Source organism: Nostoc punctiforme PCC 73102 (assembly GCF_000020025.1).
In the GTDB taxonomy this organism is placed as follows: domain Bacteria; phylum Cyanobacteriota; class Cyanobacteriia; order Cyanobacteriales; family Nostocaceae; genus Nostoc; species Nostoc punctiforme.
In genome coordinates, this window is sequence record NC_010628.1 from 5,540,998 (window position 1) to 5,552,949 (window position 11,952).

Below are 11,952 nucleotides of genomic sequence, written 5' to 3' on the forward strand. Positions count from 1 at the left end.
GACTCGCTAACGCTGCGCTAAAAAAATTAAAAATGAATACAGCCTAAGTGTTTTATTCATTTGGAATGGGTGGTTTATTTCCGCCGACCTGTACTAGTGTGCAAAATTCAGAATTCAAAAAGTCTTTGGGCGATGAGATGGAAGAGAGTAGCTTATGGTATTAATTGAAAACAATTAATCACTGCCTATTAGTTTGCCGTTAAATACCTGCTAAGAATTTAGCAGAGTTGTTTACAGATAATCTTAATTTTGAAATCTTCTTTTTCTTATGACTATATTAAAACCATCTCCACTTAGCGGACATAAAAATACACGTACAGTTGGACAGAGTTTCCAGCCGATATTCTTAATTATATTTACTCTATTAATGCTGACGGGAATCAGCATTCGTTTGGCATATTTGCAAATTTCTGAAGGAGCAAGCCACCGAAAACGAGCCGAGTCAAATCGAATTCGGATGATTCCCAAGCAACCAGAACGAGGTAATATTTTTGACCGCAATGGCAAACTTTTAGCCAGTACTCGCTATCCTCGCTCTGTATATTTGTGGCCGATGGCACATGCCAAGCCTGCATGGTCAGTTGTGGGGACACGTCTATCTCAAATTCTTGAGGTTCCCCAAGAAGAGATGGAGAAGAAATTAGAAGAGGCAGGCGCTAACTCTTCTTCACTTATACGGATTGCTCGTAACTTGAATGAAGCACAAATTACGGCATTGAAGGAGTATCAAACCGAACTTAAAGACGTAGAAATTCATACAGAAGCCGTTCGCTATTATCCACACGGCAAGAAATTAGCTCATGTATTAGGCTATACGCGAGAACTGACCGCCGACCAGTTAAAAGAAAAGCAGCAGGAGGGCTACCGATTAGGTGATGTGATTGGTCAAATGGGAGTTGAAAAAGCTTATGAGATAAATCTGCGGGGCGAATGGGGGGGTCAGCAGGTAGAAGTAGATGGTGCAGGTCGGCCGCTCCGAGTTTTGGGGGAGAAGCAGGCGAAGCCTGGTAAAGATTTGCACTTGACCCTAGATTTAAATATGCAAAAAACAGCAGAAAAAGCTTTAGGCGATCGCGACGGTGCGATCGTGGCACTTGACCCAAAGAACGGTGCCGTTTTAGCAATGGTATCTCACCCCACCTTTGACCCCAATATTTTCTCGAAGCAGAAACTTAGCCAAAAAGATTGGGAAACTGTACAAGGTGCAGATCATCCCTTGGTGAATCGCGCCCTCAGCGCCTTTCCACCCGCGAGTACCTTCAAAATTGTCACTACCACAGCTGGTCTAGAATCAGGTAAATTTTCTCCTGGTACAGTCTTGCAAACCTACGGTTCCTTAAGTTTTGGCGGTACCCGATTTGGTGAATGGAATCACGCCGGATTCGGGCCGTTGGGTTTTGTCGGTGCATTACAGTGGAGTAGTGATACCTTTTTCTATCAAATTGGTCGCGGAGTCGGCGGCCCAACTTTAATTGAATGGACTCGCAAGTATGGATTTGGTAAAAAAACCGGTTTTGAGTTTGCCAACGAAGAGGCAAAAGGTTTAGTACCAGATGAGACATGGAAGCAGAAAGCTTGGAAGATACCTTGGACTGTCGGAGACAGCATTAATATGTCAATTGGTCAAGGTGCTTTACAAACTACACCCCTGCAAGTCGCCATCATGTTTGCCGTGCCCGCAAATGGTGGCTATAGAGTCCAGCCGCATTTGCTTAAAGACAATGAAGAAGCAAAAAGCTGGCGAGAATCTTTAAATATGAAGCCGACAACCATTAGTGTTCTCCGGCAAGGACTACGGAAAGTAGTAGCTGAAGGTACTGGTAAGGCTTTGAATCAGCCAACAGTTCCCCTAGTCGCGGGTAAGAGTGGTACTGCCGAAGCCTGGAAGGGACGTGTTAAGCAAAATCACGCCTGGTTTGGTGCTTATGCACCTGCTGAACAGCCAGAATTTGTGATTGTGGCATTTGCGGAACATTCCGGCGGTGGCGGTGGTAGCATTGCTGCGCCAATGATCTTACAAATTATGGAGGAATATTTTCAGCGCAAGTATCCAGGTAAGTATCAGAAACCAACGCCGAAGAAAGCATGAAATTGGGAATTGATTATTTCCCTGTGTCTCTCATCTCGATACAAAAATGAGGTCAATTGTGATTGACGACTATATCCGAGCCGCAATGACTCAAAACCAGATTCCTGGACTTTCTGTAGCCGTGGTGCAGGAAGGTGAAGCTGTTTTAGTTAAGGGCTATGGGCTGGCGAATATAGAACACTCTGTTTCAGCGAATGAACACACAATTTATGAAGTTGCGTCTGTTGGTAAAACTTTCACGGCTACAGCCGTAATGATGCTGGTAGAACAAGGGATAATTTCGCTAGATGATGCGATGCCTGCGGCGGTAAACTACGCAGACTATCTCGATCATCTACCCCTGACATGGCAAAATGTCACAATTCAACATATTCTGTCTCATCAGTCTGGAATTCCTAGCTATACCGATGCCCCAAACTACTGGGAAATTACCCATCTTAATTTATCGAAATCTGAAATTTTGGCTCTAGTTACTCACCTACCCCTCAAGTTCCAACCGGGTGAGTTTAGCGCCTATGACAACACAGGCTACTATCTACTGGGTTTGATCCTAGAAAAGGTAACTGGACAATCTTATGGAGATTTGTTGCAAGAGCGCATTTTTACTCCTTTGGGAATGAATGCAACCGTAATGAACTATCCCAGCGACATAGTGTCACACCGCGCTGCTGGCTATCGCTTGCTAAACAGCAAACTCGTTAACAAACCTTACTACAGTCCTTCAGTTACTTATTCTGCTGGAGGTCAACTTTCCAGTATAGAAGATATGGTGAAGTGGGAACAGGCGCTTTGTAGTGCAACTCTGCTAAAGCAATCAACCCTAGATAAAATGTGGACTCCTCGTTTTCCCAATCAGGGCGATGATTGGGAAAAGTTGAGATATATTGCAGGTTTAGGTTGGTGGGTATTGAATTACGGCGATCGCCGAGTAGTTGGTCATAATGGTTCGATACTAGGATTTGCAAGTAACATTACCCGCTTTATTGATGACAAAATTACCGTGATTTTACTTTGCAATCTCGATAAAATTTCCCGACCAGATGCGATCGCTAAGAAAATTGCTGAATACTACTATCCTGCCCTTAAGGAAGTAATTATTCAGCCTCCGTTAGGATAAGAAGATCGGTAAAACTAATCTCTGCTAATTTTAGATTTTGAATTTTAGATTGAAGGAAAAATCTAAAATCTAAAATCGAACAACTCCTATGGCGATATCTTAGTGGGTTTCAAATTTCTGGCTTTGTAGAACATTTCTAAGCTGTTGCGATCGCCGACAAAACGCCAGTGCCAAGGCTCATAACTCACACCTTGAACATTATCTTTAGGAAAAGACATTTCAAAGCTAAAACGTGCTGCATTTGCTTGCAGCCACTGATAAGCCTTGGTCTTGTCAAAATTGGTTTGGAGATTAGTTGCTGGTACCGATCCATCCCCAACATCCACAGCATAACCTGTGTGATGTTCGCTATGACCAGGAGGAGCGCTGAGGGCAGCTCGTTCTGCTGGTGTTTGATTTCGTTGGGCACCGACACCAAAAAACAATTGTTCCTGGTCTTTCACTGAGCGAAAGCCAGAAATGGGCACTAAAGTTACACCTGCACTCCGGGCTGCTGCTACCATCTCCTCAAACTTTTGGGCAGCAGATTTTCGCATTCTAATGCCCCTATTTGCGGAGATGGTTACTAGTTCTGACTGAGGCGCTTCTGGGTAGGGAAAATGCCCTAATACAGTATCGCTAGAATTATTAGATGGTGCTGGAGTCGGAGGAGTAGAAGTAGCTGGTAAAGGTTGAGAATCGGCGGTTTTTTTGGGTGCAGTGACGAAAAACAAAAAACCGCTAATTAAAGCCAGCAGGATAAATCCCACCACTCCGCCAATCAGCATAATTTGGGGCTGCAACCACATTTTGCGTGCTGCAACAGGTGTATCACGTACAGCCACTGGAATATCATCACCAAGGTCATTCGATGAGTTTTGCGGTTTTCCAGAAAACCCTGCCTTATTCAAGCGTAAACTCCTGTTTTTGTGGAATAGCCATAACAGATTTTGCACTGGACAAAAGTAGACGTAACAGGTAGCATTTTACATCTGTGGTTCTTAGGCGCAATCTTGACAAACCTTTTAGAACTATACGTCAAGCTGGGAGGATTAGTCCTGGTAGGTTTTGTTCTGGGACGCAAACTACCTGTAACAGTTCCTACACGTTTGGGACAGTTTATTTTTTGGGTGGGAGTACCCATAAGCATAGTATCGTTTTTGCGTCAATCTAGCTTGTCGGGACAAATTTGGATTGCACCTGCTACCGCTTACCTCGCCATTTTACTAGGAGCATTTTTAGCTTGGTTAGGAATTAAAGCGCAAGCCTATTTTAGAAATACTGTCTCCGAACCACCAACTCAAGCTAGCTTGATATTAGCAGCAATGTTGGGTAACACAGGTTATCTTGGTTTTCCCATTACCTTAGCAATGGTAGGCAAGGAATACTTTGCTTGGGCGCTATTTTACGATTTGTTAGGTTCATTCCCAGGAACTTACGGTTTGGGTGTATTACTAGCAGCGCGTTTTGGCGGTGGTGTCCAGAATCATTGGCAGATTGCCAAGTCTATCTTAATTAATCCTGCGCTGTGGGGTTTCGGATTTGGCTTGCTGTTTCGGCAGGTGACAATTCCCACAGTTACGGAATTCTGGTTAGAAAAATTTGCTTGGAGTAGTGTAGCTTTATCCCTGGTATTAATTGGAATGCGACTGGCGCTGCTCAAATCTTGGCGTAGCCTACCACAAGTAGGGATGAGCTTGGGAATCAAAATGCTGCTAGTTCCCTTGATATTGGGCAATATTCTACCAGTATTTGGAATAACTGGAGCGATCGCAAAAGTAATTATCTTACAAATGGCCATGCCTCCAGCTTTTGCCACACTCGTAATCGCTGAGGCATTCAATCTCGATCGCGATCTGGCAGTTACAGCCCTAGCTGCTGGGGCTATAGTATTGTTGGTTACTCTCCCCGTTTGGCTGTGGCTATTTTGATTTTGGATTTATGCACTGTGACACATATCAGTTAAATTTCTACTGGATGTTGCCCATAATATGGCAAAGCCTCTGACCAATTAGGGTACTTACCTTCTTGCCAATCAAGATTAGCTAGTTCCAAAATACTTGTTACCGTTGCTGCTAACCCAGATTTTGCTTGAATTAGCTGATAATTAGTGTTCCAATTTCCTAAAGTTTCCTGCCATGCTTCTGGTGTGAATACTCTATCTGGTAAACACACTTTTAGTTTAGAAACATCTGGCTCAAACTGATAGATAGCAGCAAAGATTTGACCTCGTTGGGCTGGCATTTCTACAGCAATAGTTTTTAGATTTAGACTTTTGCCTACTTCTGCCCAAGCCACCGCAGCTAAAGTTGAAATTGCAAATATAGGGATATCTAATTGTTGACCTAAAGTTCGAGCAGCGACAACACCAATGCGAGTTCCTGTAAAGCCACCAGGACCTTTTGCAACTGCGATGAAAGACAAATCCGCCCAAGTTTGCGGTTTGATAAAGTCAATTAAATATTGATGGATTAAGCTAGATAAATCACGCCCCAAATTCCAAACTTGAGAGCGATTTTCACCAGAAAAATTACTAATTGCCAATCCTAATTCGGGAGTGGTGGTGTGTAGTGATAAAGCGTATTTCGTTGTGAAGTGTTTTAGTTCTGTAGTCAAAGTTAATTAAAATATTGATTTTTCTATAGTTAACTTGATGTATCTATTCAAGCACATCATAGTTATGAATTTTCATTTTGTTTTTATCCCCATGAGGGGAAGTAATTGAAAAACTCTACCCTTTTATAAGCCTTACTATGGCAGTTTTTGAAGGGTTAATTTTAGCAGGTATCTAATTTATCTGTCATTCAGCTTAAATTATTGACAATAGGATAAGGGACTACCGTCCTCAAATTGCTTACAACGCAGGCATTTCGCGGGGTTGAACGAAAGAAAAAGGGTTTTAGCGATCGCTATACCCCACGAACAACCTACGTGTGTAAAACCAACTAAGTACTTTTACTCCCACTAGGAAACTTGGGATGGAATTGTCAAGATTTTGTTATTAATGGGCTGAGGCATCATATACTACTTTTGACTTCTCAAGTCGGCACTAATTCACCAGGACGCAATTTCGACCACTTACCCGTTTCCCGTTTAAAGCTGAGACAACCAACAACATCCCATTCCATCTCAATTAGATCATCTTTTGTCCGAATATTGACATTGATAGAAGGTTCATTCGGATCAAAACTGGGTGTTTCAGTCAAGTGAGGCTGTTGGTGCTGCCCTTCTACGGCATGATAGGTAACACAGCTGTCTACATAGTGGCAGTTCACACAAATACACATAATAGAACCAACTCCAGGGGCCTTTATTGTTAATCTAACTTAAGCCCAACCGTTATTCATGAGTTGCTGGGTTGATTTTTATTACAATGCATGAATCAATTCCTTCTACCCTAGCTCCCGAAAATTGGCCTTTTAGTTTAGAATTCTTGCCACAATCAGCTTACATGGTAGGTGGCGCTGTGCGAGATGCGCTACTTGGTAGAACTCGTGAATATCTGGATCTAGATTTTGTCATCCCATCTAAAGCGGTAAAGGTAGCAAGAGCGATCGCTCATCATTACAAAGCTGGTTTTGTATTACTCGATGCAGAACGACAAATTGCTCGTGTGGTTTTTCCCCACGCCACAGCCGACTTTGCCCAACAGGAAGGAGATAGTTTAGAGGTTGATTTGCACAGACGAGACTTTACAGTAAATGCGATCGCCTATAATCCCCATACACAAGAAATTATCGATCCTCTACAAGGCTATGTAGACTTACAACAGGGCATTTTGCGAATGATATCACCCGCAAACTTAGAAGATGATCCTTTGCGCTTAATGCGAGGTTATCGCCAAGCCGCCCAATTAGGTTTTACTATTGAGCCAGGTACCCGAACCGCAATTTGTTCTTTAGCATCACATCTGAGCAAAGTTGCAGCCGAACGAGTTCGGGTAGAAATTGGCTATCTACTGGCAAATTCTCAAGGTACTCCTTGGATCTCAAGTGCTTGGGAAGATGGTTTACTTGCCCCTCTCTTCAAAAATGCTACTCGTGAAAGCTTGAACAAACTAGCCGCAGTTGATAATGCAGCCGCCTTAATCACAGAAAATTGGCAACAATTAGGGGCAAAACTACAAGAATATGTCCGCGATAGTATCAAAACTACTTGGTTAGGTATTGCCAAACTTGCTTGTCTTGTCAATCCCAATCCAGAATTAGCAGAAATAGAGCTACAACAACTAACTTATAGTCGTGCCGAAATTCGGGGTGTAACCACTGCTTTGAAATTGTTACCGCAGTTTAAAGTAGTCGATATGTCTTTGCGAGAACAATATCTTTTATTCCGTGACGCAGATATTGTGTTTCCCACTGCGGCAGTATTGGCTATGGCACTTGATAATTTGGTAGAGGCGATGTCTGGTGACAAGCCACAACACACAGCAGTCGCTACAAGTTTGGAAACCAAAGCAAGGGACTGCCCTGTCTTGACACTTTTAATCAACCGCTACCTTAACCCTGACGATCTGGTTGCTCATCCCTCTCTACTAGTGAGCGGGAAGGAGTTGCTCGTAGCATTAGATATACCAGCTTCACCAATCATTGGACAACTTTTGACAGAAATTGCCGTAGCACAAGCTGAGGGAAAAGTCTCAACGCCAACAGAAGCGATCGCTTATGCACGTCAATTACAAGAAAAGCTAAATTGAGGGAATTAGGTGTAGTACTAGCCAGAAAATCGCGATCGTTTAATCAATATTGTCAGTATACGTATCATCTATGCTACTATTTGCTTGCTATTATCATGTTGTGTTTTTCTTGCAATTTAGCATAGATGGATAACCTAATGGATTATACACCAGTCTATTTATTTCATGGCCTAGTTAGTCGGCAGAATGTGCCCTCGTATATTTACTTAACCACCTACCAGAAAAAAATACCTCTCGGTTTTCCTAATCAGCGGAGTCTTTATGTGTAGCCTTTTTTGGATAGGACTAACTGTTAATGAATGGAAAGCCTTTAATTTTGATTGTAGAACACAATCTACATGATTTAGAGCTACTTAATTCTCATCTAGGAATATTAAATTTTTCATGCATTTGTACCAAGCAAGGGGTGAGGGCTGTGATGTTAGCACAAACTCATCAACCAGATTTAATCCTGCTAGATACGATGCTATCTAATTCGAGTGCTAACCAAGTCATTGATGACCTCAAACACAATTCAAAAACTGCTACTATCCCAATTATTGCAGTAACACCTCTAACAGAGGTACAAGATGATGAATCCACTAAGCTTGCAGGATTTGATGATTCTATTACTAAACCCTATGATTTTAATCAATTAGAAGTGGTAATCAGTCGGCATATTCAGTTTCAAAACTTAAGTATTCAATATTACAAGTAAGTGAGCGTAAATAATTGTCGTTATAGGCAATAGTCAATAGGGTTTTAGCCTAGTTCATTTTTATTTACATAGTTTGATTTTATTATGTCAACTTACTTAGTAGATGTTCAGGAAATAGACTGAGAGACTTTTCTGTAGTTTTACAATATATTTATTACGGATTTGTTTAAAATAATTATCTAATTTGAGGAATGTAAAAGTTGTTAATCAATGATTAATGAAGTCTCCCATGAATTACTGCATTGATGGTAATTTGTTGATGGGTAATCAGCTTATTTTGTGTCCAATAAGTGTAAGCATAGTTTGCATTTCCCAAACCAAGAATAATATAGCTATATTCATCCAAATTATCATTTATTAAAGATGTATAGAATATCACATTATAATATTGCCCACAAAATCGCTTGATATTTTAATAGTGCAGCAAATAAGCAGATAGTTACATATATCTCAACCAAACAGAAAGACTTCATCAACGGCTTGTTAGAATAACCGATCACAGCCAGATCGCTGAGAATATCCACAGTCAAAACACCTTCAAAGGCGATCGCGTCAATAACTCTATAAACATACTCCTAGTTTGTTCAAATAAAGTACGACGCAACTGTGCTTCTGCAATCCCAAAGCGCTTGCTAATTTCTGATAAATCCCAAATTAGCCATAGTCATTATTTCTTTAGGGATGCTTTCTCAACTATTAGTCACTAGGAATGCGTCAACTACCTCTAGCGAGTTTTTATTTTTATGACCCTGAATATCGAGTGTAATATTAGTCATCTTGCTGAATACAATAAAGCACACAGGAAATTCATAAATAGCAATTAATCAGCGTGAATTTAAAGATGACTTTAAAAATGGCTCAGTAGATATATTTTGTGAGAAAGTTAATACAAAGGTATATTCACTGATTTCAAATTCATGGATTCTTTATCTATCAATTCCTTACTTGAAGAGTTGAAAAACCCCGATGCTACAGTCCGGGACAAAGCAACCAGAAAAATTTGGCGGATCTGGTTTCAGCAAAAGGGAATCTATGGGCTGGAAATAATTGACCGTAGTCAAAAGTTACTAGATGCGGGTGAAATTGCTGAAGCTGAAACAGCGCTAACGGCACTAATTAAAGACCAGCCAGATTTTGCCGAAGCCTGGAATCGTCGTGCTTTCCTCTATTACAGTATTGGTGATTATCAAAAATCTCTGGCAGATTGTCAGATGGTTGTACAAATAAATCCGATACATTTTGGGGCACTTCACGGGATGGGGTTGTGTTATGCAGCACTAGGAGAATATGGTGAAGCGATCCGAGCTTTTAAACGTGCTTTAGAAATTCAGCCCTATTCACTAGTGAATCAAAAGTTGATTCTAGAATGTACATTTAGATTCAGCTATGACGGCAGATAGGAGAGAGCATCATACTATTTTATGAATCTGTCATTACCCTCATCAACAGCAATTCATCGCCTTAGTCACTGCAATTTTATTCAATACGCTTCTATCTGGATTGGTAGCAGCGTTATTGCTGCTTGTACTAACAGCAACTAACCATCAACTAGCAATTCTCAATTGGATAAACTTACGTTTGGTAAAGACTGGATAGCACAAGCAGAACACGGCGAATTTTACCAGGTGATAGCTACTGGTATCTAGAAAGACTACGGTTTAGATGTCAATATCAAAATGAGTAACTTTCAGCTTTCCAGCGCTACTCAATTATAGATGGGGGGTACGGTAGATTTCTTTATGGCATTGATGCCGTGAACGCAATAGCACAAAGTATTCCCAAAATTACAGTCGCAGCAATTTTCCAGAAAAACCTCTGGTGTCTTATTACACATCCCAACCCAGCAATTAAAATCCTTGCCTACTTCAAAGGCAAACCAATTTATATTAAATAAGTGGCATGAAAGTGCTGTAAAAAATGAGAATTAAAATTTAAAAACACAGAGGAGTTAATTCTCTGCAAACCCGTGCGTCCCTATGCGTCAAAAAAAAGGATATCAACTATGACGATAAAATTGGATGCCCTGATTAATTCTTTAGAAGGTATAGAAACGATTACTGATTCAGCCCAAGTAGCAAAATTATCCCAGGATTATCACAACTTTAGCCCAGTACTTGTACCGAAACTAGAGGGGAAAGTTGGGGATATTGTAGTGCGTCCCGCCAATGAAGCAGAGGTTTTAAAAGTTGCAGCCGCCTGTGCAAAACATCGTATACCCGTGACAGTGAGGGGCGCGGGAACAGGAAATTATGGGCAATGCGTACCCTTACATGGCGGTGTAATTTTAGATATGACGCGGATGCAAGGGATTCCTTGGGTAAAACCGGGGGTGGCGCGGGTAGAAGCTGGCGTGAAGTTAGCGGCTTTGGATAAAAAAGCCAGAGAGATTGGCTGGGAAATTCGGATGGCACCCTCGACTTACCGCACAGCGACAATTGGCGGATTTATTGCTGGGGGAAGTGGGGGTGTTGGCTCGATCCAATATGGGTTACTAAGCGATCGCGGTAATATCTTAGCACTGCGAGTAGTAACTGTAGAAGATGAACCCCGTGCGATCGAATTACACGGTGATGATGTACACAAGGTGAATCATGCTTGGGGAATTAACGGTATTATTACCGAAGTAGAAATCCCCTTGGGGCCAGCTTATCCTTGGGCAGAAGTTATTGTCACATTTGACGACTTTATGACAGCAGCAAAATTTGGTCAGGCCCTTGGTAATGCTGATGGCATGATTAAAAAGTTGATTTCTGTTTTTGCATCCCCAATACCCCAATACTTTCACGCCCTACAACAGTACATTCCTGAAGGGACTCACGCAGTATCTTTGATAATTGCTGAATCGAGTTTGGAATTTTTACCGGGTTTGGTGCAGCAATACGGCGGCCAAATTACTTATGAAAAACCAGCCGAGGAAGCAGCCAAAGGAACACATTTAATAGAATTTAGCTGGAACCACACTACCTTACACGCCCGGAGTGTAGATACTACAATTACCTACTTACAAAGTATGTTCCCTAGCGATTGCAGTTTGCAAGTGGTAGAGCAGTTTTATCATCACTTTGGTGATGAAGTGATGATGCATTTAGAATTTTTTCGCCTGAACGGTGCTGTAGTTATTGCTGGTTTGCAACTTGTTCGCTACACCACAGAAGAACGCCTCAATGAAATTATTCGCTATCACGAAGAACAAGGTGTAAGTATTGGCAATCCCCACACGTATATTATGGAAGACGGAGGCAGAAAAGTTATTGCTCCTGAACAGTTAAAATTTAAAGAAATAGTTGACCCATATCGGTTGATGAATCCTGGTAAAAGCAAGGTTATTCAATTACCAATTTAAAATTAGCAACCTACAGAAACACATACAGCAG

The 11,952-nt window shown here is 41.5% G+C and carries 10 protein-coding genes; 7 read left to right on the plus strand and 3 right to left on the minus strand.

Features of this window, described 5'->3' with window-relative positions; translation table 11 throughout:
- The first annotated feature begins 268 nt into the window (after positions 1 to 268).
- Together mrdA and NPUN_RS22505 are read left to right on the plus strand one after the other, a co-directional pair.
- On the plus strand, positions 269 to 2,089 hold the full coding sequence (mrdA, locus tag NPUN_RS22500) for a penicillin-binding protein 2 (RefSeq protein ID WP_012410782.1): 1,821 nt from the start codon (positions 269 to 271) through the stop codon (positions 2,087 to 2,089).
- 58 nt (positions 2,090 to 2,147) lie between these two features.
- Positions 2,148 to 3,206 carry a serine hydrolase domain-containing protein gene (locus NPUN_RS22505; protein ID WP_041566361.1) on the plus strand — a complete coding sequence of 353 codons (1,059 nt, stop codon included), beginning with the start codon at positions 2,148 to 2,150 and terminating at the stop codon, positions 3,204 to 3,206.
- An 86-nt stretch (positions 3,207 to 3,292) separates the two neighbouring features.
- Here NPUN_RS22505 and NPUN_RS22510 read toward each other — a convergent pair whose 3' ends face one another.
- A complete protein-coding gene (locus NPUN_RS22510) occupies positions 3,293 to 4,096 on the minus strand; it encodes a M15 family metallopeptidase (RefSeq protein ID WP_012410784.1) in 804 nt (267 codons plus the stop codon).
- Between the two features lie 102 nt (positions 4,097 to 4,198).
- On the opposite strand from NPUN_RS22510, the gene NPUN_RS22515 reads away from it, so the two are divergent.
- Positions 4,199 to 5,116, plus strand: a complete 918-nt coding sequence (locus NPUN_RS22515; protein WP_041566362.1) for an AEC family transporter — start codon at positions 4,199 to 4,201, stop codon at positions 5,114 to 5,116.
- Between the two features lie 31 nt (positions 5,117 to 5,147).
- Here NPUN_RS22515 and tsaB read toward each other — a convergent pair whose 3' ends face one another.
- A complete protein-coding gene (tsaB, locus tag NPUN_RS22520; protein WP_012410786.1) occupies positions 5,148 to 5,801 on the minus strand; it encodes a tRNA (adenosine(37)-N6)-threonylcarbamoyltransferase complex dimerization subunit type 1 TsaB in 654 nt (217 codons plus the stop codon).
- A gap of 422 nt (positions 5,802 to 6,223) precedes the next feature.
- Positions 6,224 to 6,472, minus strand: a complete 249-nt coding sequence (locus tag NPUN_RS22525) for a Ycf34 family protein (protein ID WP_012410787.1) — start codon at positions 6,470 to 6,472, stop codon at positions 6,224 to 6,226.
- An 86-nt stretch (positions 6,473 to 6,558) separates the two neighbouring features.
- Here NPUN_RS22525 and NPUN_RS22530 point away from each other — a divergent pair, with 86 nt between their 5' ends.
- The 4 genes from NPUN_RS22530 (at position 6,559) to NPUN_RS22545 (ending at position 11,921) form a co-directional block, all read left to right on the plus strand.
- On the plus strand, positions 6,559 to 7,881 hold the full coding sequence (locus NPUN_RS22530; RefSeq protein ID WP_012410788.1) for a tRNA nucleotidyltransferase/poly(A) polymerase-related protein: 1,323 nt from the start codon (positions 6,559 to 6,561) through the stop codon (positions 7,879 to 7,881).
- Positions 7,882 to 8,176: 295 nt separating this feature from the next.
- Positions 8,177 to 8,578, plus strand: a complete 402-nt coding sequence (locus NPUN_RS22535) for a response regulator (RefSeq protein ID WP_012410789.1) — start codon at positions 8,177 to 8,179, stop codon at positions 8,576 to 8,578.
- Positions 8,579 to 9,495: 917 nt separating this feature from the next.
- Positions 9,496 to 9,978, plus strand: coding sequence for a tetratricopeptide repeat protein (locus NPUN_RS22540; RefSeq protein WP_012410790.1), 483 nt, complete (start codon positions 9,496 to 9,498; stop codon positions 9,976 to 9,978).
- Positions 9,979 to 10,580: 602 nt separating this feature from the next.
- Positions 10,581 to 11,921 carry an FAD-binding oxidoreductase gene (locus NPUN_RS22545; protein ID WP_012410791.1) on the plus strand — a complete coding sequence of 447 codons (1,341 nt, stop codon included), beginning with the start codon at positions 10,581 to 10,583 and terminating at the stop codon, positions 11,919 to 11,921.
- Positions 11,922 to 11,952 lie beyond the last annotated feature (31 nt).